This window comes from Paenibacillus sp. XP01, from assembly GCF_057364885.1.
Map to the genome: position 1 here is coordinate 2,973,406 of NZ_CP139481.1, position 25,217 is coordinate 2,998,622.

The window sequence follows — 25,217 nt, forward strand, 5'->3', positions numbered from 1 at the left end:
TGTGACCACAAATTATCGCTTGGGTATCGACATCGGGGGCACGTTCACGGACGCGCTGGTGACGGATCGGCAAGGCCAGATGATCGCTGCGCTGAAGACGCCATCCATCGCCGAAGCGCCTGAACGGGCCATCTTTAACGCATTGGATCAGCTTCAGGCACAAGGCGTGAACATTGGCGATATCGACCTGTTCGTCCACGGCACGACGCTTGGCGTCAACACATTGATCGAACGCAACGGAGCGGTTACAGGGCTGCTTGTTACAAAGGGTTTCCGCGACATTCTTGAAATCCGGAGACTTCGCTTGGAGGATACGACGAACCTGTACGGCGATAAGACGGAGGCGCTTGTACCGAGATATCTCGTCAAAGAAATCGACGAACGGGCGCTTGCAAGCGGGGACGTGCTGCTGCCGCTAAACAGTGATCAGCTTGTTCAAGCAGTTGACGAACTGGTGGAGGAAGGCATTACGGCGCTTGCGATCAGCTTTATGCACTCTTACGCCAACCCTGCTCATGAGAAGGAAGCGGAAGAAATCATCCGGGAACGGCATCCGCAATTGTTCATTTGCCGAAGCAGCGCCATTTGGCCGCAGCAGCGCGAATTCGAGCGTACGCTGGCCACCGCCATGAATGCATATGTGGGAGAACGCATGGGCTCTTACTTTGTACGGCTTCAGGAGGGTATTCATGAATATGGGTTAAAAGCAAACCTGCTCTCCACGATGTCCAATGGCGGCATCATGACAGCGGCAAGTGCGGCTAGCGAGCCTGTTCGCACCTTGCTTTCGGGACCTGCCTCAGGCGTCATTGCAGCGACGCATATTGCCCGGAAGGCAGGCATCGATCAAGTCATTACGTTCGACATGGGTGGCACAAGTGTGGATGTGGCTTTGATCGACAAAGAGCCGGCGTATTCCACCGAGAACAAAGTCGGTGATTTTCCGGTCATCTTGCCTGCCGTGGACGTTACGGCTATCGGGGCTGGAGGCGGATCGGTTGCATGGCTGGACACGGTCGGCGTCCTTAAGGTTGGCCCACGCAGCGCCGGGGCTTATCCAGGTCCTGCGTGTTACGGCCGGGGCGGTGAGGAGCCCACAACGACAGACGCATACTTGCAGCTCGGCATCCTGCAGGCGGATCGTTTTCTCGGCGGCCAGATGCATCTCTATCCTGAGCTTGCGGAACGTGCACTGAACGCTGTGGGCCATAGGCTGGGCCTTGATGCAACGCAAACGGCACAGGCGATTCTCGATGTCGCCACAGCCAACATGTATGCCCAATTTTCGCCGCTCATGGCTCGCAAGGGCATTGATCCGCGCGATTTCACACTGCTGGCTTATGGGGGAGCCGGCCCCATGCATGCATTTCTGATGGCGCGGGAAGTCGGCATCCGCCGAGTGCTTGTTCCGCCTGCTCCTGGAACGTTATGTGCGATGGGCTGCACGGTGGCCAATCTCCGAAACGACTTTGTCTTTTCGCTTCACAAGAGCAGCCAAGCTTTAGCAGGCGGAGAGTTGGCTTCCTTTTATGCGGATCTGGAACGGCAGGGACGAAGCTGGGTAGAGGTAGAGGCACGGGGCGGCGTGGAACTGGAGAGCGTCTACTGTCTCTATAGCGCCGATATGCGATATGAAGGACAGGCCTTTGATTTGGAAATTGCATTGACGCAGGAAGAAATTGACCATCCCGAAAAGGCAAAATCAAAGTTCCATACATTCTATCAAAATGTGTTCGGAATCAGCCAGCCGGAATCGGAAGTGATGTTCATCAGCCTGCGGGCGACGATTGTCGGCATCGTGCCGAGCCATGGGAGCGTGGATTCGTTTGCCCAAGTCAACCACGCAAGTGGAGCAGAGGAACGAAACATAACGTTCGATCATGCGCGGAGAACGGCGAAAGTGTTGACAAGGGAACAGATTCCGCTGGATGCGGGCATCCCGGGTCCGGTTATCGTGGAGGAGTATGATACGACGATTTTTGTACCTCCAGGTTTTAACGTACGCAGGGACGCGCATGGCAATCTGATCGGGGAGGCGACGTAATGATCGCGGACAAGGTGTTTCTGGAAATTTTCAACAATCGGATCCAAGCAGCGGTCGAGGAAATGGCGAACGTCGTTCTGCGAACAGGGTTTACCGCTTTTGTCAAAGAGACCGGCGATTTCGGCACATATCTGTTGTCTCCTTCAGGGGAGACGTTTGGTTCACCGCTGGAAACAGGTTATAACCTCTCGCTCGGTATTCCTGCAGAAGCGACGATACGTAGTATCGAGGATTGGCAGGAAGGGGATTTGGTTATCTGCAATGATCCTTATGCCACGAAAGGCATGGTGACCCACCTTCCCGACATTCATCTGATCAAACCCTACTTCCACGAGGGGCGCGTCATTGCTTACGGCATGTGTTTCGTGCACTCATCCGATGTTGGCGGCAAGGTGCCGGGGAGCGTATCTCCCAGCGCGTACGATATTCACATGGAAGGCATTCGCATCGCTCCGGTCAAGTTATATGAAGCTGGCGTGTTGAACGAGCATGTCATGCGATTGTTTCTGGATAACAGCCGGATTCCGGAGCAAAACCTTGGCGACCTCAAAGCGCTGATGGCTGCCCTGAACCGGGGTGAACAGCGCCTTGCCGAACTGGTCGCTCGTTATGGCGTGAAACGGATTGAGCAAGGCATCGAGCAATTGCTCGAATATGCCGAAATGAAGGCACGTGCCATCGTTCGGGATATTCCGGACGGAGCTTACGATTTCTGGGATTATCTCGAAAAGGGACCCGGAGGATACCCCATCCGCTTGCGCTGCAAGATGACGATCGAGGATAGCGACATTCATCTCGATTTTAGCGGCACCGATCCTCAGGTTCGGGCTTCGTTCAATATCCCGACGCATAATCAGCAAGGGCATTACATGCTTGTACCGGCGTTGATTCGCTATTTCCGCACGCTGGACCCGACGATCCCATGGAACTCCGGCATGATTCGAATGGTGCGCAATTACGCGCCGCCGGCCTCGGTGCTCAATCCGGAACCGATGGCTGCCGTCGGTGCACGGGCGGCAACGTTCATCCGTCTGATGGACGTGATCACGGGCGCTCTTGGCAAAGCCGAGGCGAGCAAAGTACCCGCAGCCGGCGCGGGGCAAGCGTGCATCGTCATGATGGCGATGACGGACGCAGCGGACGGAAAGAAAAAGGTCGGGGTCATTCAACCGATTTGCGGCGGTTCAGGAGCAAGGCCGATGAAAGACGGTATTGACGGAATGGATTTTGCCGTTGGACACCTGCGCAACATTCCGGCCGAAACGGTCGAGTCCGAAATGCCGGTGCTGATTGAGCATTACGGGCTCCGTGAAGATTCGGCAGGCGCCGGCGAATATCGCGGTGGAAGCGGGATCGCATTGCGCGTCAGAATCGTAACACCGGATACGATCATGACAGCACGGAATATGGAACGCATGGAGTTTCAGCCATGGGGCAGGCTGGGCGGCGATGTCGGCACGCATGGAGAGGCCATCCTTAACGCGGGACTTCCGGAAGAGAAAAATCTTGGCCGGATTGACGAACTGCTGCTGCAACCCGGGGATACCGTAACCTTCCTGTCCCAAGGCGGGGGAGGATACGGCAACCCGTTGAACCGGAATGCACAGTCGGTGCTGGCAGACGTTCGAAGCGGTTTGCTTTCCCTGGAAAAAGCGCGGGAGCTTTACGGCGTCGTAGTGAAGGGCACGGATGTCGACGAGTCTGGGACACACGCACTGCGGTCTGCCAAGCAGCAGCATGCGCAAGAATTCAGCTATGGTCCGACCAGGGAACAATTTGAAGCAATCTGGAGCGATGAGATGCAGTTGACGCTGGGACAGGCACTAAAGGAATATCCACTCGCCCTCCGGGATTATTTGAAACGCCGGACGATGGATATCGTGGAACAAAGACATGCCGCTGGTTCATCCGTGACGCCACAGGAAATAGCCGCCATCGTGAACGGGTTGAGGAAAAACATCGGACTACAGGGAATCGGTCATCAGTAAGCCTGAACATGTAAACTTGTAATCGTATTAACCAACTAATCTTATGGGGGAATTCGTATGTTTAAATCAAACCGCAAACGTTTTTTCAGCCTGGCTTCGTTGACGCTGACCGCTTCGCTCGTACTTTCGGCCTGCGGCGGGGCAAGCAACTCGGGTACAGCTTCCGAGAGTGGGGATGCTTCGGACAGCAGCGGCGATAAAATCAAGCTGACCATGTTTATCTGGGCGGGCTCCAACCAGGATATCGTGCCTAAAGAAGTGGTTGCCGAATATGTCAAGGAACATCCGAACGTTGAAGTTACTTTCGAGGAATCCTCCAATGCAATCATGTATCCCAAAATGGTAGCAGGCAAACAGGCCGATCCGGATAACCCTGTCGTCAACTTCGGTTACTTTAACGCGGATGCCACGGCCAAAGGTGTGAACGATGACATGTGGGAGCCGCTGGATAGCAGCATCGTGACGAACATCAAGGACATTCCCGAGCAGTTCCACCAGCCTGACAACAAAGGCGTCGTATGGGGCGTATCGAGCTTTGCCCTCGTTTACAACAAGGATCTGGTAACCACGCCGCCGACGAGCTGGAACGACCTGTGGGAGAACGAGCAATTCAAAGGCAAGACGGCATTGTGGGATTACATGTTCTATTCCTATATTTCGCCGCTGATCGCGACCAAAGGACAGGAGATCGGCGCATCGTACGACAATCCCGAACCTGCATTCCAATATTGGGCTGACCATAGCGACCAAATCGGTACCCTCGTTACATCCAATGACCAGTTGAAAGCACTGCTCGAATCCGGCGATGCCCTGATTGCGCCATTCAGCGCACAGGTTGCCCAAACCTGGATCGACGGCGGTTCGCCGCTTGCCGTAGCCTACCCGAAAGAAGGAGCGATTTCGTTCCCGTATTCGCTCCAAGTCGTCAAAGGTTCGACGCCTGATCAAACACGCGTGGCCAATGAAATCATCAATGAGCTGCTGAGTGCCGACGCGTTGACACGTTACGCCGAAGCAACCGGCACGCCGGTGACCAGCACTGCCGCTGCCGTGCCGGATAAATACAAGGATGATCCTTCGTTCTCGGTAGAAACGCAAAGCAATGGCATCAATCCCGATTGGGACGTGCTCGCCCGGGACAGCTCTGCATGGAAGGAACTGTGGGATCGCCTCGTCAAAACCAATCTTCAATAATATAGTCGCCTGGAACATAGACGAATTTATCCCCAGGCAGGGATAGGAGGACCCGAGATGAGCAATGGGCAGGAATCCGTCTCGATCGAGGCAAAGCGCGTTACGAAAATTTATGGGGGACGGGCTGCCGTCGATCAAGTTACGCTTCAGGTCAACAAGGGAGAGTTTGTCTCCCTTCTGGGCCCGAGCGGCTGCGGCAAAACGACGCTGCTCCGAATGCTGGGCGGGCTCGAACAGCCCGATGACGGAATCATCATGCTCGGCGGGCAGGATGTCACGGGCGTTCCGGCATACGGCCGCAGCAGCAATATGATTTTCCAGCAGCTGGCGCTGTTTCCGCACATGGATGTATTCAACAACATCGCTTACGGACTCAAGGTGAAAAAGACGCCTAAAGCCGAGATCAAACGCCAGGTCCATGAGATGCTGGAACTTGTGCAGCTTGGGGATTACGGCAGACGGGCCGTATTGCAGCTGTCCGGCGGACAGGCACAGCGCGTAGCGATTGCGAGAGCGCTGATCAACAAACCCGAAGTGCTGCTGCTGGACGAACCGCTCTCCGCGCTCGATATGCAGCTGCGCCTCGACATGCAGCGGGAACTGAAGCGCATCCAGCGCGAATTCGGCGGCACCTTTATCTTCGTCACGCATGACCAAAGCGAGGCGATGAACATGTCCGACCGCATCGGCGTTATGCGTGCAGGCCAATTGCTTCAATACGCGACGCCGGACGAAATTTATGAGAAACCTGCCAACAGCTTTGTGGCCAAGTTTATTGGGGATACGAATCTACTGGACGTGTCCGTGGACGAGCCCGCTTCAAATGGGATCCGCGTGAGCATTCAGGGGCATTCGCTGCTTGCGGGAACAAACGAAGAACCTGCCGCATTCCGGCAAGGTGCGAAGCATTCGTTATCGATTCGCTACGAGTATATTCGTCTTGGAGACGAGGCGGCCAACTGCACCAACCAATTGCAAGGTCGTGTTATCGAAAGTGTGTACGGCGGAGCAAGTATCCGTTATGTCATCGAAACGCTGGGTAACCTGCGCATTCAAGCAAGTGTTCCGCATCAGCGCGGAGGATTGCGCTATGCGCCGGGCGAAGCCGTGCAGCTCGGTTTTGATCCGGAAGATGCCTTGCTGCTCGCTGACTCCGGTGCGGGTGCGGCATCATGAGCCGGATTACCGAAAAGGTCGTAAACATGTATTCGTCCGGCAACCGCAAATGGACGACCCAATTGCTGCTCCTTTTGCCGGCATTGCTGCTAATGGGCATTGTGTATCTCGGCGGATTGCTGATTTTCGGAAGATACAGCTTCGACATGTACGACAACGGCAAGCTGGTCCGAGGTTGGGACTTAAGCACGTACCGCGCGTTTCTATCGGATCCATATTATTGGAAACTGATCGGAAACACGTTCCGCATCGCGTTTAAGGTTACAGCGTGGAGCTTGTTGCTTGCATATCCGCTCGCTTATTTCATCGCCGGCTTGAAGAAGCCGGGATGGAAGCAGTTTTTGCTGCTGCTTACGTTTCTGCCGCTGCTCGTGAGTGCAGTGGTTCGTTCCTATGGCTGGCAATTGCTTCTGTCCAAACAAGGTTTCATGAACTGGCTGTTCATTCATCTGGGCATGACCGAGGAAGGGTTCAATATGATGAATAACGAGACGGGCGTTGTCATTGCCCTTGTGCACATCTTTCTGCCGTTTATGGTCTTTCCAATCCTGAACGTGCTGTCGCAGAGCGATGCTTCGCTCAAAGCGGCGGCGCAGGATCTCGGAGCCGGCAGCTGGCGAACCTTTTTTACCATTACGCTGCCATTGTCGGCCAGAGGTATTGCAAGCGGCATCCAGATCGTGTTTACGCTGTGCCTGACTGCATTTACGACCCCTCAGCTGATCGGCGGGGGCAGGGTGATGACGCTGCCGGTCTTCATCTACCAGCGAACGCTGGACACAAACTGGCCGATGGCCGCAGTGGCAAGCCTGTTCCTGCTGGTGTCATCCGTCGTGGTGTCGCTGCTGGTCAACAAAGGTGCGGAATGGCTTATGTTCCGTCGTTCCAGGGAAGGAGGACGTGCACATGGTTAAGTCGGGACGCGTAACCAAATGGCTTCTCGCGGTGTTCGTTGGGGCGGTCGCCGTATACTTGTTGCTCCCACTATTAATGATTGCATTCACGTCCGTAGGTTCCGGATCGGCAAGCAAATTTCCGCCCCAAGGCTTCACCTTGGAATGGTATGCCAATCTGCGGGAGCAAACCCAGTTTCTTGATGCTTTCAAAAACAGCCTGATCGCATCGGCGGGAGCCGTATTGCTGGCATTGGTAACGGGGACGCTCGCTGCAGTAGCCATCGTGCAGCATCCTTTCCCGGGTGCGGGATTGCTGCGGGCTTTCTTTGTATCGCCCATGGTCATGCCGAAAATTACGCTGGGAATCGCCTATCTGATTCTGTTCTCCAAAATGCACATCGCTGGCGGACTGTTCGGGCTTGTATTGGGAGAAGCCGTCATCGTGCTGCCATTTATATTGACCATTGTGGGCAGTGCGTTGGCGAACCTGAAGCCGGTCCATCGGGAGGCTGCGGCCGATCTCGGGGCAAGCCCGTGGCGGATCTTTTTCACCATTACGCTGCCGCAGCTCAAATTCGCCATGTTGTTGTCCGGGTCGATCGCCTTTGTATTTACGTTTGACCAGGTCGAAGCTGCGCTGCTGCTGCTGCGCCAGGACAGCTATACGCTGCCGATCCAGCTTTTCCTCTACATGGAGAAGTGGCAGGACCCCACGATCGCGGCCGTGTCGGTTGTACTGATCGTCGGTGCCTTGGCTCTATTCATGGCGATCAAGCTGGTGCTTCGCTCCATTCCGGGACTCGAAGGATGGTTTGGCAGCAGAAAAAAATAAAAGGGAGGACTCGAAACTATGAATCCACAGCAACCATCCGAAGGTTCAAGCTTGAACAGGGACCGTGCGGATGAAGTCATGAAAGCGCAGGGACTCCAAGCGCTGGTTGCCACAACGCCGGAAAATATCCATTATGTCATTGGATCGCAATTGCGAGCCAGCAATTGGACGATGCAGATCTATGCCATACTGCCCGCCGACCGTTCGGCAAGGCCGTGCATCGTCATTCCGACGAATCGTCTGGGGGTCGTCGCCCAGTTCGGCATCACAAACGTTGACATTTTTGCTTATAGCGATTTCTTTGTTGAGGGAACAATCGAAGGCAAACCTTCCACCGCTGACATTGATCTGTTCTATTCCTTGCTGCAAACGACGGTGATTCACAAAGGAGCGGCAGATGCCTTGTTTGCTGCGTTGAAGCACCTTGGCATTGAAAATCAGCCTATCGGCATCGACGAAATGCGGATTGCGCCGAATATTTGGGCCCAGGTCCAAGATGCCTTGCCGGATGGGGCTGTTGTTCCCGCGTATACATTGTTCCGGCATATCCGGCTTGTGAAAACGCCGTTCGAGATCGAACGGCTGCGCCGCGCCGCTGAGGTCAATGAACGGATCGAGCGGGAGCTGATCGAGCTTATCGCGGCAGGCGTGCATGAAAAGGAACTGGCAGACCATTATCGGCTTGCCGTGATGCGCGCAGGCGGAACGCCGGCCATGACGGCCGTGGGAGCAGGACCGCGCAGCGCCTTGCCGCTGATCGAAAACTATTTCCATACGATCGAGCAAGGGGACCAAATCCGCTTCGATCTATGCATGCAGTTGGACGGCTACTGGGCTGATACGGGACGTACCGTCGTTGCCGGCGAACCGACGGCATGGATGAAAAAGCATTTCAACGCCGTAAAAAGCGGATGGGAGACGGCGCTTGAAGCCGTACGCCCTGGCGTAAAGGCCGCAGACATATTTCATGCGGCAGTGTCCCGCGTACAGCGCGAAGGCATCCCGCATTACCGTAGACAGCATGTCGGGCATGCCATCGGCCTGGAGCTGTATGATGACCTGACCGTTTCCCCGGGCGACCAGCACATTCTGGAGCCTGGCATGGTGCTGTGCGTAGAGGTGCCTTATTACGAACTCGGCGCAGGCGGCTTCCAGATCGAAGATACGGTGGTCGTGACGCCGGACGGATATGAGTTTCTGACTCGCATGGAGCGCAAATTGTTCACGAAATAACGAATCCCGGAAGGCTTCAAAGCAAGCGATCAGGCAGCTGCCGATCCAGGAGCTTTCCTGCCGAGAAAGTTGGAATTTCAATGATTCAGCAGGGAACCAAGACGTTTCGAAACATTAGCCTTGCGCTGTTTGCCGCAGGATTCGTTACGTTTGCGCTGTTATACAGCCTCCAACCGCTCATGCCGGAGATTAGCGATGCATTTGCCATTACTCCGGCACAATCCAGCCTGACGCTTTCCGTTTCAACGGTGGCGATGGCCATTACGATGTTGTTTATCGGCACGTTGTCCGACGCCCTTGGGCGGCGCTTGATCATGACGGCATCCTTGGTGCTGTCTTCCGTCATTGCCATTCTGAGCGCATTCAGCCACGGATATGCCGACCTGTTGTTGCTCCGCGTTCTGCAAGGCGTGGCGCTTGCAGGTCTGCCTGCCACGGCGATGACGTATTTGTCCGAAGAAATCGAACCCGCAAGCCTGGGGTACGCCATGGGATTGTACATCAGCGGCAATTCGATCGGGGGGCTCGCCGGGCGATTTATCAGCGGGGTCATTACCGACTGGTTCAGTTGGCGTACAGCGATCGGATTTATCGGCATGCTCGGCCTGTGCGCAGCCGTCGTCTTCTGGCTGCTGATTCCGCTGTCGCGGAATTTCGTCAAGACTTCTCCCGGCTTGCGCCAGGCGATATGCCTTCTATGGTCACAATGCCGGAATCCCCGGCTCCTGAGTTTGTACGGGCTTGGCTTTTTGCTGATGGGAGGCTTTGTTACGCTGTTCAATTACATCGGCTTTGAACTGACCGGTGCGCCGTATCACCTCAGCCAATCCCTGGTAGGCAGTCTTTTTGTCGTATATCTCATGGGCACCGTAAGCAGCACCTGGATGGGCAGGCTTGCGGACCGTTATGGGCGTTCCCATGTACTCGGCATTGCTATTGCGATCATTCTGGCGGGCGCGATCTGTACCATGCATTCGGCGCTGTGGGTCAAAATCGTGGGCCTCGCATTGTTTGCCTTTGGATTTTTTGGCGGACATTCCATTGCCAGCAGCTGGGTAGGTCTTGTTGCAGAAAATCACAAGTCACAGGCAAACGCCCTGTATTTATTCTTTTATTATGTGGGTTCAAGCGTTAGCGGAACCGGTGGAGGATACATATACAGTCATTTCGGATGGATCGGCATTGTGGGCATGATCGGGGTGTACGCCATGGCTGGCTTCGCGTTATGCCGTTTTCTCTTGAACGGGCGAGCCGGGCGGGAGAGTGGCAATCCGATCTACTGACATTCGGCACGAACAAGTGAAAAAAATGAATTGAAGCGCTGCTGACATAACGGTGTCAGCAGCGTTTTTGTATTCTGATGGGTGAGGCGATATAATCTGGACATGAAGGGAGCGGGGCGAATGAACAAAACCGAACGGCAGCTAGCCATCGTTCTGGAGCTTCAGCGTACCAGAGTGATCAAAGGCCAGGAACTGGCGGCCAAGCTGGAGACAAGCGTCAGAACGATTTACCGGGATATTCAGGCGCTTAGCGAAGCTGGTGTGCCCATTGTTGGTGCCCCCGGCACCGGATATTCGTTAATGGAGGGTTACTTTTTGCCTCCCGTCAGTTTTACGGCAGAGGAGGCCGTAACTTTGCTGATCGGAGCCGATTTCGTGGAGCGGCGTTTCGATGACCGATACGGGAAGAATGCGCAATCGTCGCGCCGGAAAATCGAAGCGATTTTGCCTGAACCGATTCAAAACGAAGCGAAACGAATTCTCGGCAGCATACGCATGCTGCCCGATTTGAAGCAGCATGGGCACAAACGATCCGAGAAGTCACACCTGGATCTGATACGTTCCGCGATGCTGTCAGGCAACAAATTGCGTTTCAATTATGTCAAAAGGGTACCCGAACCAAGCGGAAACCGGGCTAGCGAACGGACTGTGGCCCCGCTCGGGCTTGTGTTGGTGCAAGCCGGTTGGATGCTGCTCGCGCATTGCGATCTTCGGGGAGACACCCGTCATTTCAAGGTATCCAGAATCAGTAATCCCATTATGACGGAAGAAAGGTTCGAAGTGCCCACCGGCTTTAATTTACATGAATACATGCCGCGAGACGATCGGGATGTCCGTATTTCTGCCCGTTTCAATCCAGCTATAGCGGATCGGGTGAAAGAAACGAACATTCACTACATGGAAACGGAAGAATGGCAGCCGGAGGGATACGTGGTTCATTTCCGGGTTCGACAGGAGGAAGAACTGCTGCAATGGATTCTCGGCTGGGGAGCGAACGTTGAAGTATTGGAGCCGGAATCATTCCGATTGAGGGTTAGACAGGAAATCATGCACATGATGGCGCGCTACTGAACAGAATCCCAAACGTCAATTGAACTTCGAGGGAACGACGTTATAGTATTTTATAAATTGCTTTAGAAAAGGTAAAAGGATCGGCATCCCCCAGCCGTTCGGCAATTTTTGCTGCGGATTTACGCCCTTGTGCATATAAAAAGAAAAGGTCAAAGACCGCTGCCCGTCTAATGTTGGGCAGCGGTCTTTGGCATTCGGACATAGCAGCCGCCTTATTTTGCGGGAAAGCTGTATTTCCGGGCAAGAGACACTACGACCAGTGCACAAAGCGATAATATGAGCAGTGCAGTGCCAGCCAAGCAACGCCTGCAAGAATCGGGCAGCGAGAATCAGGGCATAGCTGGATGAAAGGGCGGCAACCGTGTTAAAGGCGGCAAAACCAACGATGACGGCGAGCAGCAATGGGCGTCTCCTTCATTTGCCTGTAAACATGGCAATCCCTCGCTGATCTGCGGCAGCAAACCGGCTGGAAACGGTAATGATGCAGATGAATCCGGACATGGCCAGTGCGAGTTCTATACATTAATTTCAATGCAGTTTACTTGTCAATCACTTCCGGATCGATTAGTATAATGAGCATATTCAACGCTTGCTGGCCGCCGAACGCGACGCTTCAAAACGGTGGCTGATTCGCAGTTTTTTTGCGAGTTTATAATAACGTTCGGATTTGTTTGGGCAAAACCGGGCAACCCGGCGTATAATGATATATACATGTATTGAAGACAAGGTGGTAGAAATCATGAATTCTTATCAGGCATTATGCCAAACCCTGTTTGGCGATTTCCCCGAGGAACATATCAAATATTCCGAATTGATCCGGAATTATACGTATACAAGATTGGGCGGCGCCGCCGATGTGCTGATGTTCCCGACAACGGTCGACGAAGTGGCAGCCATCGTAAAACGATCAGCCGGGAATGACATCCCGTTGACGATTCTGGGCTATGGTTCGAACATGATCGTGCGGGACGGCGGCATTCGCGGCATTACGATGTCCCTCCAAAACCTGAACAAGATTGAAGTGCACGGAAACACGATCATCGCCCAGAGCGGGGCGGCGATCATAGACGTTTCTAGACAGGCGCTGGCATCCAGCCTCACGGGTCTTGAATTTGCCTGCGGCATTCCGGGTTCGGTCGGTGGGGCGCTCTACATGAACGCCGGAGCTTATGGCGGCCAAATGTCCGATGTGATGGAGTCGGCGACGATTGTTACTGAGGCGGGAGAAATAATGACGCTGCAGAGTGAAGATATGCTGCTGGGCTATCGCAAGAGCGTATTTATGGGCAAGAAGGACATCATCATCGATATCAAGCTCAACCTGGCGCCTGGAGATCCGGTGCAGATTAAGGCCAAAATGGATGAACTGACCTATGCGCGGGAGTCCAAACAGCCGCTTGAATATGCTTCCTGCGGAAGCGTGTTTAAACGTCCGGAGGGATATTTCGCGGGCAAGCTGATTCAAGATAGCGGGCTGCAGGGAACCCGGATCGGCGGTGCGGAAGTGTCCCGTAAACATTCGGGTTTCATCGTTAACGTGGACAATGCGACGGCGCAGGATTACATCGAAATGATCGCGCTCATTCAGGAAACGGTGAGCCGCAAATTCAACGTGGACCTGGAGACGGAAGTCATCATCATTGGCGATGAGGCGCCGGCAGGCAGCTAAGCACGCATCTTATAACCATAACCGAAGATTTTGGTAAAAGGACCTGCAGCTCAAGCCGAGCGGCAGGTCCTCTTCATTGTTCATGTCTGGTGCTGATCTTCTAATGATAACGTCGCGAAGTACTCGACAACGACCTCGCGAAAATCATGGGCGGCACGAGAGATATATCGGTTTTTGTGCGATAACAGGGCGATTTCCCGCACCAACTGAACGTCTTCTACTCGCAAATAAGATATCCGCTCTCTCGGATTTTTTGCTGTGCCCGGGATGAATCCAATGCCGATCCCGGCTTCCACCAGCGAGCTCAATCTGGCGGGTTCATCTCCTTCGTACACGTAGTTGGGTACGAATCCGACCGAGCGGCATCTGGCATCGACGAGGTCGCGCGTAGCGTAGCCTTTTTTTACGCCAATAAACCATTCGTCCTTTAATTCCGACAAAGGCACGCTGTGCCGATTGGCCAGTTGATGACCATGGGGGACGGCCACGAGAATCGGGTCGGCATATACCGTTTCGCAGTGAATTTCATCCGATTTAACCGGGGGCGAAGACAGGCAGAAGTCGACCTCTCCGCGATGAAGGCGAACCAGCATCTCATCCGTGGTCAGCATTTGCACATGAAAATGAAGATGAGGGTGCTTTTGCCGAAAAATGCTCAAAATTTGCGGCAGCCGGCTTGCGGTGGTTACGGCCAGCTCCAACGTACCGTGTTCCGGACCGGACAAGTCCTTGAGCTCCTGCTGTCCCTGTTCCAATTCAAATAATGCTCTCTCCGCACGCTGAAGGAAACGGTTACCGAATTCATTCAGCCGCAATTTCCTTCCCGTACGGTCGAAGAGGGGCACCCCCAAATCCTCTTCAAGCCGCTGAATCGTTTTGCTTAACGAAGACTGGGTAACGTGCAAGCTCCGTGCTGCCTCGGTGACATGCTCCAGCCTGGCGACGGCCAAGAAATAGTGCAATTGTAACAGTTCCATCTCCATTCTCCTTTGCTTATTCCCTTGAGTACATGAAATCATAACATAAAATGCGTTGGAATAAATGAACAACCTCCGGTAAGATGACATCATCAACAACAGGAGGGTACCACAATGAATGTGAATCGCAGATGGTTAATCATTTCGGTAGGGCTCGGCATTTTATTGAACCCCTTGAACTCATCCATGATTTCCGTGGCCGTGGCCAGGCTGAAAGAAGTGTATGCGCTGGATTTTGCGACGGTATCGTGGATCGTGTTTTCGTTTTATGTTGCGAGCGCAATCGCCCAACCCATTATGGGCAAAGCCAGTGACCTATTCGGGCGCAAAAAAATATTTTTGACCGGCCTTGCCGTTGCTTTTATCTCCTCCTTGCTGGCGCCGTTGTCCCCAACCTTTGGCTGGTTAATCGTTTTCCGGATCATACAGTCCATTGGCACAAGCATGATGATTGCCGTTGGCATGGCACTCGTTCGCGTGCATGTGACGACCAAACAAGGGGCGGCCTTGTCGGTATTGTCCATTTTTTTATCCGGCGCGGCTGCGATCGGACCTTTTGTCGGGGGAATGCTCATCCATTGGCAGGACTGGCCCGCCATTTTTCTCGTCAACGTTCCGTTCGTGGTGGCAGGGTTCTTGTTATCGTGGAGGTTCATTCCGGCTGAAAACACGCGACAGTCCGGAGCGAGAGCAAGATCTTTTCGCGAATGGTTGAAGTTCATCGACTTCTACGGCATATTGCTGTTCTCCTTGGCGTTGATCGGCACTTTGGTAAGCTTGCTCTCCTGGAGCTCTGTCGGAAAATGGTCCTTGTGGCCGGTAATCATCGGGGTTGTCGGGTTAATCGCATTCGTTTTGTTCATTAGGCGCGAACTGGCTATAGATAAACCATTTATTCCTTTGCGGGCGTTTGTCCGGTATCCGGGCATGGCTTGGGTCAACGTACAATACATCCTGATCAATGTGTTATATTATGCGCTGTTTTTCGGCGTGCCTTCGTACCTGCAGATGGTTCGGGCCGTTGACGAATTTAATACGGGTTTGATCATGCTGACGCTGGGACTATGCTCGCTTGTGGCATCGCCGTTTGCAGGCCGTTGGGTGGATCGTGCGGGAGCCCGGCCAGCATTGCTGGCTTCCAGCGCACTTATGGTGTTTGGTTCCATATGGATGGTGAGTTTGAATGCGTACTCGTCCGTTTTCGGGGTGATCGTGGCCTTGGCTGCATTCGGGATCGCCAATGGCTTGAACGGAGTGGGAATACAGGCAGCGCTGTTCCATAGTTCACCCCATGAAATGATCGGCGTCGCATCCGGACTGTTCAATACGTCGCGATATTTGGGTACGATCGGCTCGTCATTGTTAACAGGCATTATTATGGGTAAACAGTTCAGCGCCTCGGGATTTCGTGTGCTTGGTCTGGTTCTTGCCGTCATTGCCGTGTCTCTGGTTATCATTAACCTGAAAAAGTCCGAATCAGCCGTAGTGGACAAGACGTTTTCATGAAAACTATAATATCTGTGCCAGCATATATAAATTGAACGATATAATTAACGAGAACGGAGAGGGCAGAAAGAATCTGAAGAAGCGAAGCGGTCGCCTAAAAGCTTTCTGAAGGAAAGCTGCATCGGAAGCATAAGCTATCACCGGATTTCCCCTTGAGAAAGGGATAAGAAAAATCTGGGGATAACAGCGATCGGAAGATGGTTCTGACCACGTAGTTGCTCTGTGTAAATAGTGATTCTGAATTCCGATGGGAGCGTGGGCAATGATCACCAAAACGATCGATGGCGTTTCGTTTGATTTGCAAGAAGACTTCGATTTTGAGTTTCTGTCGGACTATGGACGCGTGTTTAAAGTTTATGACCAGCAGGATTCGGGCAATTTGTGTTTCGGAGTTCAGAGTGCAGAACGGAAACGGTTTGTAAAACTAGCGGGAGCGTCGACCGTGCGGTCCAATACAAGCCCGGATGAAGCCGTGAGTCGCATGAAAGGCACGATTTCCATTTACGAAGACTTGTCTCACCCCGCGCTAATCCATTTGATCGGGCATAAGGAAGTTAACGGAGGATATATTACCGTGTTCAATTGGTTTGAGGGTGATTGTATGGGTAGGCAGTATGCGTCACATGCACGGTTTGAAACGTTGCCGCTGACAGAAAAATTAAACATCTTTCATGAAATTGTGTTATTCCATATCCATGTTCACTCACGAGGGTACATCGCCATCGATTTTTATGACGGTTGCATCTTGTACGATTTCGAGCGAAAGCAAATGATGCTGTGCGACATCGAGTTCTATAGCAAAAACAAACCGATCATAAACACGATGGGGCGGATGTGGGGGTCAAGCCGTTACATGTCGCCGGAAGAGTTTCAACAAGGGGCCGTGATTGACGAAAGATCAAATGTGTATCTGATGGGTGCTGCCGCTTTCCAGCTGTTCGGCGGCGGAACGGATCGTTCGCGGGAAGCGTGGAGAGCAGGGGATGAATTGTACCGTATTGCCTTGAAGGCCGTGCAGGCGGAAAAGGCAGAGCGGTACTCAAGCATTAACGAGTTTCATTCGGCTTGGACGGAAGCTTTAGCCCGATAAGCCCGATGAGGGGAATCGGTTATTCATCGTTGCGGAAATTTCATGGGATTAATCAAAATATACGGATGCACGCCACCATGAGCATAATCAAAAGGGCGGACCTGTAAACAGGCCGCCCTTCCATTTTAGCTATACGACTTACAGCGTAGCGACGTCAATGACGAAGCGATAACGAACATCGCTGCGCAGCACGCGCTCGTACGCTTCGTCTACCTGATCGGCGGAAATGACTTCGATCTGCGGCACGACGCCATGTTCTGCGGAGAAATCAAGCATTTCCTGGGTTTCGGCGATGCCGCCGACGAGGGAACCGGCAATGCTGCGTCTGCCCATAATCAGCGAAAATACGCTGAATTGATTCGGTTCGGCCGGCGCACCCACATTAACCATCGTGCCGTCGATGCGCAGCAGTGACAGATAAGCATCCACATTGAGGTTGGCCGATACGGTGTTCAGGATCAGGTCAAAGCGGCCCGCGAGCGTCTTGAACGTTTCCGCATCGCCGGTAGCATAATAGTGGTCTGCGCCAAAGCGGAGTGCTTCGTCTTTCTTGTCCATGGAGCGGCTCAGCACAGTAACCTCGGCCCCAAGCGCGTGCGCGTATTGGATCGCCATGTGGCCCAATCCGCCCATGCCGACGATGGCTACTTTTTTGCCAGGGCCTGCATTCCAATGTTTCAATGGGGAATAGGTCGTGATGCCTGCGCACAACAAGGGACTTGCCACATCGAGGCCGAGGCTGTCCGGAATGCGAACGACAAATCCTTCTTTGACGACGATTTTTTGGCTGTAACCGCCGTATGTCGGGTTTCCGTCATAATCCAGGTTGTTATAGGTTTGTACCACGCCTTTGGTGCAGTATTGCTCGTCTCCATTCAAGCAGTATTCGCACTCACCGCAAGAATCCACGAAGCAGCCAACGCCAACGCGGTCGCCGACTTTGAACTTGGATACTTCCGATCCTACAGCTTCGACGATACCGGCAATTTCGTGGCCAGGAACCATCGGGAAGATGCCGCCGCCCCATTCGTCGTAGGCGCTATGGATGTCCGAATGGCAGATGCCGCTGTATTTGATATCGATCAGAATATCTTGCGGACGCAGGTCTCTGCGCTCGATCGTCGTTCTTTCGAATTTGGCTTTTGCGCTTGGTGCGCTCAATACTTTGGTTTGGCACATGATTCAAAACTCCTTTGTGTATTTATTTTTAGTGAGAATTTTAAAAAATAGAGAGTGTTGCTGCAGATGCTCATTAGGCATTGCGATCCGCGTTCTCTTGCTCCGTGTTAAAAATTTCCTGGGCAATGTTGAACGAAGACCAGGCTTTCGGCCAGCCGACATAGAAGGAAAGATGCGTGATGATTTCACTGATTTCCTCTTTCGTCACGCCGTTTGTCTTTGCTCTATGAAGATGAGGCGTCAATTGTTCGAAGCTGCCTCCGGCAATCAATGCAGCAATCGTAATCATGCTGCGGTCGCGAGGGGAGAGTTCTTGTTCCCTGGACCATACTTGACCAAACAGGACGTCGTCGTTCAGTTCGGCGAATTTGGGTGCGAAGCCGCCCAGCAGATCCCGTCCAGCTGTTTGCTTTTCCGCCATATCGATCAGCCTCCTATCGTTTTTTCAGGCGCAAGATGCAGTATAGACCTTCAAGTCCACTTGAAGGCAAGAGGGGATTTAATTTTTTTTAGTTGGATGTATATCTCTTGACTTCAAGTTAACTTTAAGTGATAAGTTAAAACGATGAAGATTAATGGGGTGAATCAATGAATATAACGAAAGTGGCAGAGCAATTCGATTTGACGTCGGCAACGCTTCGATATTACGAGCAGGTCGGGTTGATTCCGCCGGTACGTCGGAAAGAGAACGGGGTCCGCGATTATACGGAAGAGGATATCAAGTGGGTGGAATTCATCAAATGCATGCGGAGCGCAGGGTTGACCATCGAAGCGCTGATCGAATATACCTCATTGTTCATGAAAGGGGACCATACCCTTGAGGATCGCAAAAAAATTCTCATCGACGAACGCACGAAACTGGCAGCCAAGCAGCGGGAAATCGAGGAGACCATTCGCAGACTGGATCTGAAAATCGAAGATTATGATGGAATATTGTCCGCTTGCGAAGCAGAACTCGATACAGATCGAATCGCCGAATCCAAGGAAACAAGAACGGGCAATTGAATATCTGCATTACCGCTTGAACATCAAAGAAGAGCGAATCACACCGTAAAGGGTACGGGATGATTTCGCTCTTTTTTCATTTCAAATATTGTTTGCGGAATTGCAGCGGTGAAAGTCCGAATTCACGTTTGAAACAGGAGGAGAAATAGGGGGAGTAACGAAACCCGACTTCCTCGGCGACCCGGTCAATGGACCAGTCGGTCGTGACCAGGAGACGTTTGGCCCGTTCCAGCCGATACTGCTGCAGATAGTCCGACGGCGTGCAGCCGTATCTCGCTTTCATGCAGCGTACGATATAGTTCGGATGAAAATGCAGGGCCGACGCGATCGCTTCATTGGTGATTTTCTCGCGATAATGGGCCTGAAGGTATGCCGCAGTCCGTTCCGCCAGTCGGGAAGCCACCGAATCCGTTCGACCAAAGCTCCCTTCTTCGAGCAAGCCGAGCAATTCGCCAAGCAACTGCTGCTCCTGCCAAAAGGAGAGGGAGGGCGGTTGGGCCAGCAATTGCTCCACCATCCCCAACACCGTCCGCGGGTCAGGCAAATGCATGTATTTCGGCAGCCGCAGCGTGTAAGGGTTAATGAATGGCCTGGTTGAGTAGGGGGATGGACTGCTCTCCGTTTGCTCTGCCGGAAATGCATCCCGTTTGGGTGCATGCTCAAAGTGAACCCAATAAAAAACGGTATCCCGCTCACAGGGCCTGACAGGATAGTGTTCTGCATCTGGTAGCAGCAGGAGCATGTCTCCCTCCGTGAGCGTCCATTGCGATCCATTCTCGCCGATGTACATCTCTCCACGGACAATAATCAATAAATCATACGCTCCAATATGACTGCGGTGGGGATGTTGATCCCCGATGATGTACTCTGTCCGGCCTGATCCCAAATAATAGGGGAGCGGGGGCATCCGAAGCTCAATCATGGTGCTTTCGTCCAGAACGTTCACACCCCTTTGCCTGTGTTATATTTTATAGAAATTGGTTCATTCCATTGCTATTAAGTGAGTAATACCAAGCATATAATGGAGTTCGTAAAGAGTCAATTTATATAGGAGGTACGTTTGATGCAGACAACACAGGTTCACATCCGGGACCAATTTTGGGAGGGCTATTCCGCGCTGGTACGTCAAACGGTCATTCCATATCAATGGGAAGCGCTGAATGACCGCATTGAAGGGGCGGAGCCAAGCTACGCCATCCGAAACTTCCGAATCGCTGCCGGTCTGGAACAGGGCGAATTCGGGGGATGGGTGTTTCAGGACAGCGACTTATATAAATGGTTGGAAGCGGTTGCTTATTCGCTGCGGAGCCATCCTGATCCTGATTTGGAGAACATCGCGGACGAAGCCATTGATCTGATCGGTCAGGCGCAGCGCGATAATGGGTACATCAATACTTATTTTACGATCAAGGAGCCGGGCAAAGAGTGGACCAACCTGTACGAGGCCCATGAGCTGTACTGCGCGGGACATCTGATCGAAGCCGCAGTGGCTTATGCCGAAGCGACGGGCAAAAGGAAGCTGCTTGACATTGCATGCCGTTTCGCCGACTTGATCGATACGCTTTTCGGCACAGGGGAGAATCAGATGCGAGCGTATTGCGGACACCAGGAGATCGAACTGGCACTGGTCAAGCTGTACCATGCGACCGGAGAGCAGCGTTATTTGAAATTGAGCCAATATTTCATCGATGAGCGGGGCAGCAGCCCGAGTTATTTCGTCCAGGAATGGGAACGGCGCGGCAGAACGGGGCTCTGGTCGCAAGGTTCGCCCAATCTGGAGATGTACCAATCGCACCTGCCGGTGCGCGAGCAAACGGCTGCGGTCGGACACTCTGTGCGTGCCGTTTATATGTATACGGCCATGGCCGATTTGGCTCGTTTAACGAGGGATGACAGTTTGCGAGCGGCATGCGAACGGCTGTGGGCCAATACCACTCGTAAACAGATGTACATTACGGGCGGCGTTGGTGCGACGCATCTGGGCGAGGCGTTCACCTTCGACTATGATCTGCCCAATGACGCGGTGTACGCGGAGACTTGCGCATCCATCGGACTGATTTTCTGGGCGCGCCGGATGCTTCGCCTGGAAGCGAAAAGCGAATATGCGGACGTGATGGAACGTGCGCTGTACAACAACGTGCTTGGCAGCATGTCCAAGGACGGCAAACATTTTTTCTACGTCAACCCGCTTGAGGTATGGCCGGAGGCCAGCAAACGCAATCCGGACAAGCATCATGTGAAACCGGTCCGCCAAAAATGGTTCGGCTGCTCCTGCTGCCCGCCGAACGTGGCCCGTTTGCTCAGCTCGCTGAACGATTATATTTATGATGTGTCTGCGGAGGATAACGCGGTTCACGTTCATCTGTACATTGGCAGCACGGTGCAATTTACGTCGGCCGAAGGCAGGGAAGTCACGCTTCGTCAGCATTCCGAGCTCCCATGGAACGGCAAAGTTGACTTCAACGTCTCGCTTGCTCCAGGAAGCGCAGACGGCACGGACTTTACGCTGGCGCTGCGGATTCCGAACTGGTTCCAGAGCGGGCAGCCTGTTCTGCGAGTAAATGGCGAAGTGCAGGCATATATGGTGAACAACGGTTATGCTCATATCCGCCGTCTCTGGTCAGAAGGAGATGCGCTGGAGTGGCTGCTGCCGATGGAAACGCAGTTGATCGAAGCTCATCCGCAAATTCGGGCTGACGCCGGTAAAGCTGCCATTCAGCGCGGACCGCTCGTATACTGCGTGGAAGAAGCGGATAACGGAGCGCCGCTTGCCTCGTTGTCCATTGCCGAGGCAGCGAACCTGACCGAGCGCGAAGCCCCGCATCTGCTCGGCGGTTGTGTTGTGGTGGAGGGTGACGGATTGACCGCCGACGCATCCGCATGGCCGGAGGACCAGCCGTACCAGCCGATTCGCAAACCCCGCACGCCGGTACGCTTTACGGCAATTCCTTATTACTTATGGGGGAACCGTGAACCTGGTGAAATGAGCGTCTGGCTGCGCCATTGATGCAGAGATGGAGGTATCAGCGCAACCCCCCGTTTCAAGGCGTTGTACTGTTGCCCGGCCATAATGTGCGGTTTCAAGTCTTGCAGGACAGAAGGTCCCTCTGTACTACCGGGGGCCTTCCGTCATGCCCTGCATGTTGAAACGCGGAAGCGGAGTTGAATGCATGGATAGAGAACATGTACAAAAGTCCCGTATCGAACGAATTACGCTAAAAAATCGGATTCTTCTGCTTTTTGCCGCCGTGGCCCTCATCCCCTTCCTCTTATCCTGCTACCTATCCTACAATACGATCAATTCCATTCTCACGACCAAATTGCAATCCGGCATCCAGAGCAATCTGAAACAGGTGACCCTTTCTTTGGAAAACACGCTCAGCAACCTGAACCATGTTTCCCAGCAGCTCGCCTTCGAAGGAAGCATCGGCAAACAGCTGGAGCAGCTTATGATTGCAGATCAACCCTATGACCGCAGTTATTTAACCGACCAGATCAAATACCAGCTGAACCTGATTGCGTTCACCAATCCCAATATCGGGTTATGCATGTACTATTTTCGCGAAGACGGGAACGTTCTCTTTGAAACGATGGGGGTAAAGGATTCATTTGATCCGGATCAGCTGCCAATTATGGCCGAATATTACGGAATCACGTATTTTGGGCCTCATATCAGCAATGACCGATTTAACGATCAATATGTTCTTTCCGCGCTGCGAAAGGTGGATTTGCCCGAACGGGGCGATGCCTATGTATACATTGAAAGCGGGTTTAACCTGACGCAAAGCATTCTTGACCTGGATGATGTCAGCAAAAACACAGCTCATCTTATTTTGGATAATCATGGACGTGTCTCGTACAGCGAGTTAAGGGATGTATTTCCCGAAAACGCGGCGTTTCCGGCTTCGGACAATCCTTCGCTTACAGCGGCAGCTTCAGGGATCACTTCGGGCTATTATTGGTACAGGCAATTCAGCAACCAGGGATGGAGCGTGGTTTCCCTTATCTCCAAAGCGGATTACGACCAGGAGAAAAACCGCTGGGTGATGCAGATGGTCCTGTTAACCGTGCTGTTTGCAGCAGTCAGCTTGGCCATCGGCTGGTTGTTGTGGAAAATGGTATATCGGCCATTGTCCCAATTCCACCGGGAGATGAAGCAGATGCTGAACAGCAACTTCAACGTGGTGGACGCCAACTCGCGCATACCGGAATTTGAAATGCTGCTGACACAGTTCGGGCGGATGAAGTCCCACATTGCAAGATTGTATTCCGAGGTCGAACTCAAAGAGAAGCGCAGGGCGGATCTGGAAATCGAGAAGCTGCTGTACCAGATCAATCCGCATTTCCTGATGAATACGCTGGATACTGCCCATTGGCTGGCTGTCATGAATGGTCAAGAGGAGATTGACCGACTCGTCACTTCGCTGAACAAGCTTCTCTATTACAATTTGCGCAAAGGCGGCCAGAGCTCTACCATCCGGGAGGAGATCGATTCGCTCAGGCAGTATTTGATCTTGCAGCAGATTCGCTATAATTTTCAATTTGATGTTTGCATACACATCGATGACGAACTGCTTAACGTATCGGTACCGAGGTTCATTTTGCAGCCGCTCGTTGAAAATTCGCTGTACCATGGGCTGGATGACAAGGGAAGGATCGAAGTGGAAGTAAACAGGCACAACGGCTGGCTTGAAATCTCGATTAGGGACAACGGCAGAGGCATCTCCGAAGAAAAGATCAAAGTACTGCTGGAACAGGAGCAGGCCGAACGACATCGGGTTGGCATGGGCATCGGCATGAATTATGTCAAACGTATGCTGGAGTCTTATTATGAAGGCCATGCCAGCCTGATCGTCACCAGTGAGCCGGGGAAGGGAACCCGGATCGTCATTGGGCTGCCGATTCAATGCAAAGGGGAGGAACCATCATGATCAACGTGCTGATCGTCGATGACGATCAATTGGTGCGCAAAGGGCTCATGCTCGCGATGCCTTGGGATGCTTTTGAAATGAAGGTGATTGGCGAAGCAGGGAACGGGGAGAAGGCACTTGAATTTTTATCGGAGAACCGCGTGGATTTGTTGATTACCGATCTGGCCATGCCCGTCATGTCAGGGATCGAGTTAATCCGTGCCGCGCGCAAGCAATACCCGGATTTGCCAATTGCGGTTCTGACGCTGCATCAGGATTTCGAATACATTCAGGAAGCGCTGCGTCTGGGCGCCATTGATTACATTGCCAAAGTGCAGTTGGAGAAGGAACGGTTCGAAGAAGTGCTTGGACGCATTCATGACCGTATTCAGGCTGACAGGCGTAAACGCTCCAACGACGATATTGCATCGGAATCCGGTAAGGATGCACTGTTTTACGGAGAGCTTGAAAGAGGCGGTGCACAATCACTGAACGAATCGAATGGCGAACGGGAGCATACCGGAGCAACTTTGGTTGAGGCGGAGGATGGAGGCATAAAGGACAAGCTGCACTCGTTTCGCTGGGTTCATGATGAGCGATATATGAATGAAATGCTGCAAGAATTGAGGCTTATGCAATTGCCCGTGCCCCGGTTGATGCAGTTGCTTTACGGCGTCACGGTAGACTGGAACCGCATATTCAAAACCATTGTACAAACAGAAATGATCACGCCCGTTCATTTTGCCTCCTGGCAAGACGTGGTGGAATGGATGGCGGAATTTCGCGCAGCAGCACTTGGTTTATCGGGGGGCCAGTATCTCCGCAAAGAGGTAAGCAGCAGCATCTTGACTGCCGTCAAAATCGTACATGACGAGTTACACAAGCCTTTGTTCGCCAGCGATGTCTCGAAGCGTGTTAATCTCAGCCGCAGTTATTTCAATCAATGCTTCAAGGAAATGGTCGGTTATTCTTTTAATGAATATCTGCGCAAAATCCGGATCGATAAAGCACGGGATTACTTGACTCAAACCGCCAAACCGATTGTCTGGATTGCGGAGCATACGGGTTATGCCGACGAGAAGTACTTCAGCCGGATCTTCCGTGAGCAGGTGGGCATGCTGCCGAGCGAATACCGGAATGCGCCAAGACGAGGGTAGACGGATG

At 52.9% G+C, this 25,217-nt stretch carries 21 protein-coding genes; 16 read left to right on the forward strand and 5 right to left on the reverse strand.

All coding sequences use genetic code 11. The features are described from left to right. Position 1 precedes the first annotated feature (1 nt). The 9 genes from SNR34_RS13710 (at position 2) to SNR34_RS13750 (ending at position 11,717) form a co-directional block, all read left to right on the forward strand. On the forward strand, positions 2 to 2,044 hold the full coding sequence (locus SNR34_RS13710) for a hydantoinase/oxoprolinase family protein (protein ID WP_486182147.1): 2,043 nt from the start codon (positions 2 to 4) through the stop codon (positions 2,042 to 2,044). Beyond that, positions 2,044 to 4,032, forward strand: coding sequence for a hydantoinase B/oxoprolinase family protein (locus tag SNR34_RS13715; protein ID WP_486182148.1), 1,989 nt, complete (start codon positions 2,044 to 2,046; stop codon positions 4,030 to 4,032). The genes SNR34_RS13710 and SNR34_RS13715 overlap by 1 nt, the downstream gene beginning before the upstream one ends. A gap of 57 nt (positions 4,033 to 4,089) precedes the next feature. Then, positions 4,090 to 5,226, forward strand: a complete 1,137-nt coding sequence (locus tag SNR34_RS13720; RefSeq protein ID WP_486182149.1) for an ABC transporter substrate-binding protein — start codon at positions 4,090 to 4,092, stop codon at positions 5,224 to 5,226. A 57-nt stretch (positions 5,227 to 5,283) separates the two neighbouring features. Next, positions 5,284 to 6,402, forward strand: a complete 1,119-nt coding sequence (locus SNR34_RS13725) for an ABC transporter ATP-binding protein (protein ID WP_486182150.1) — start codon at positions 5,284 to 5,286, stop codon at positions 6,400 to 6,402. Beyond that, positions 6,399 to 7,316, forward strand: a complete 918-nt coding sequence (locus tag SNR34_RS13730) for an ABC transporter permease (RefSeq protein WP_236416932.1) — start codon at positions 6,399 to 6,401, stop codon at positions 7,314 to 7,316. Before SNR34_RS13725 ends, SNR34_RS13730 begins: the two co-directional genes overlap by 4 nt. Beyond that, on the forward strand, positions 7,309 to 8,130 hold the full coding sequence (locus SNR34_RS13735; protein WP_486182151.1) for an ABC transporter permease: 822 nt from the start codon (positions 7,309 to 7,311) through the stop codon (positions 8,128 to 8,130). Before SNR34_RS13730 ends, SNR34_RS13735 begins: the two co-directional genes overlap by 8 nt. An 18-nt stretch (positions 8,131 to 8,148) precedes the next feature. Beyond that, complete coding sequence (locus tag SNR34_RS13740) at positions 8,149 to 9,363, forward strand: M24 family metallopeptidase (RefSeq protein ID WP_486182152.1); 1,215 nt, start codon at positions 8,149 to 8,151, stop codon at positions 9,361 to 9,363. An 80-nt stretch (positions 9,364 to 9,443) separates the two neighbouring features. Continuing rightward, complete coding sequence (locus tag SNR34_RS13745) at positions 9,444 to 10,646, forward strand: MFS transporter (RefSeq protein WP_486182153.1); 1,203 nt, start codon at positions 9,444 to 9,446, stop codon at positions 10,644 to 10,646. 120 nt (positions 10,647 to 10,766) lie between these two features. Beyond that, the gene (locus SNR34_RS13750) at positions 10,767 to 11,717 is read left to right on the forward strand and encodes a helix-turn-helix transcriptional regulator (RefSeq protein ID WP_486182154.1); all 951 of its coding nucleotides are present in this window, start codon (positions 10,767 to 10,769) and stop codon (positions 11,715 to 11,717) included. Between the two features lie 15 nt (positions 11,718 to 11,732). On the opposite strand, the gene SNR34_RS13755 is transcribed toward SNR34_RS13750, so the two are convergent. Beyond that, a complete protein-coding gene (locus SNR34_RS13755; protein WP_486182155.1) occupies positions 11,733 to 12,119 on the reverse strand; it encodes a hypothetical protein in 387 nt (128 codons plus the stop codon). 337 nt (positions 12,120 to 12,456) lie between these two features. On the opposite strand from SNR34_RS13755, the gene murB reads away from it, so the two are divergent. Beyond that, a complete protein-coding gene (gene murB, locus SNR34_RS13760) occupies positions 12,457 to 13,386 on the forward strand; it encodes a UDP-N-acetylmuramate dehydrogenase (RefSeq protein WP_236416937.1) in 930 nt (309 codons plus the stop codon). Between the two features lie 80 nt (positions 13,387 to 13,466). Here murB and SNR34_RS13765 read toward each other — a convergent pair whose 3' ends face one another. Continuing rightward, on the reverse strand, positions 13,467 to 14,363 hold the full coding sequence (locus SNR34_RS13765) for a LysR family transcriptional regulator (RefSeq protein ID WP_486182156.1): 897 nt from the start codon (positions 14,361 to 14,363) through the stop codon (positions 13,467 to 13,469). Between the two features lie 114 nt (positions 14,364 to 14,477). On the opposite strand from SNR34_RS13765, the gene SNR34_RS13770 reads away from it, so the two are divergent. Both SNR34_RS13770 and SNR34_RS13775 read left to right on the forward strand, forming a co-directional pair. After that, a complete protein-coding gene (locus SNR34_RS13770; protein ID WP_486182157.1) occupies positions 14,478 to 15,869 on the forward strand; it encodes an MFS transporter in 1,392 nt (463 codons plus the stop codon). A 262-nt stretch (positions 15,870 to 16,131) separates the two neighbouring features. Next, complete coding sequence (locus tag SNR34_RS13775; protein WP_343260789.1) at positions 16,132 to 16,959, forward strand: serine/threonine-protein kinase; 828 nt, start codon at positions 16,132 to 16,134, stop codon at positions 16,957 to 16,959. Positions 16,960 to 17,097: 138 nt separating this feature from the next. Here the strand turns inward: SNR34_RS13775 and SNR34_RS13780 are convergent, their stop codons facing one another. Next, positions 17,098 to 18,138 carry an NAD(P)-dependent alcohol dehydrogenase gene (locus SNR34_RS13780; protein WP_236416943.1) on the reverse strand — a complete coding sequence of 347 codons (1,041 nt, stop codon included), beginning with the start codon at positions 18,136 to 18,138 and terminating at the stop codon, positions 17,098 to 17,100. 73 nt (positions 18,139 to 18,211) lie between these two features. Next, a complete protein-coding gene (locus tag SNR34_RS13785; RefSeq protein ID WP_236416945.1) occupies positions 18,212 to 18,559 on the reverse strand; it encodes a carboxymuconolactone decarboxylase family protein in 348 nt (115 codons plus the stop codon). Between the two features lie 167 nt (positions 18,560 to 18,726). Here SNR34_RS13785 and SNR34_RS13790 point away from each other — a divergent pair, with 167 nt between their 5' ends. After that, complete coding sequence (locus SNR34_RS13790; protein ID WP_339277989.1) at positions 18,727 to 19,143, forward strand: MerR family transcriptional regulator; 417 nt, start codon at positions 18,727 to 18,729, stop codon at positions 19,141 to 19,143. A gap of 76 nt (positions 19,144 to 19,219) precedes the next feature. Here SNR34_RS13790 and SNR34_RS13795 read toward each other — a convergent pair whose 3' ends face one another. After that, positions 19,220 to 20,065, reverse strand: a complete 846-nt coding sequence (locus SNR34_RS13795) for a helix-turn-helix transcriptional regulator (protein ID WP_486182158.1) — start codon at positions 20,063 to 20,065, stop codon at positions 19,220 to 19,222. Positions 20,066 to 20,206: 141 nt separating this feature from the next. Between SNR34_RS13795 and SNR34_RS13800 the strand changes: the two genes are divergently transcribed. From SNR34_RS13800 to SNR34_RS13810, 3 genes are all read left to right on the forward strand, one after another. Beyond that, complete coding sequence (locus SNR34_RS13800; protein ID WP_486182159.1) at positions 20,207 to 22,150, forward strand: glycoside hydrolase family 127 protein; 1,944 nt, start codon at positions 20,207 to 20,209, stop codon at positions 22,148 to 22,150. A gap of 163 nt (positions 22,151 to 22,313) precedes the next feature. Next, positions 22,314 to 24,074 (forward strand): sensor histidine kinase, encoded by a 1,761-nt coding sequence (locus tag SNR34_RS13805; RefSeq protein ID WP_486182160.1) that lies wholly within the window; start codon positions 22,314 to 22,316, stop codon positions 24,072 to 24,074. Next, entirely contained in the window at positions 24,071 to 25,210 is a 1,140-nt protein-coding gene (locus tag SNR34_RS13810) for a response regulator transcription factor (RefSeq protein WP_343260787.1), read from the forward strand. Before SNR34_RS13805 ends, SNR34_RS13810 begins: the two co-directional genes overlap by 4 nt. Positions 25,211 to 25,217: the final 7 nt, after the last annotated feature.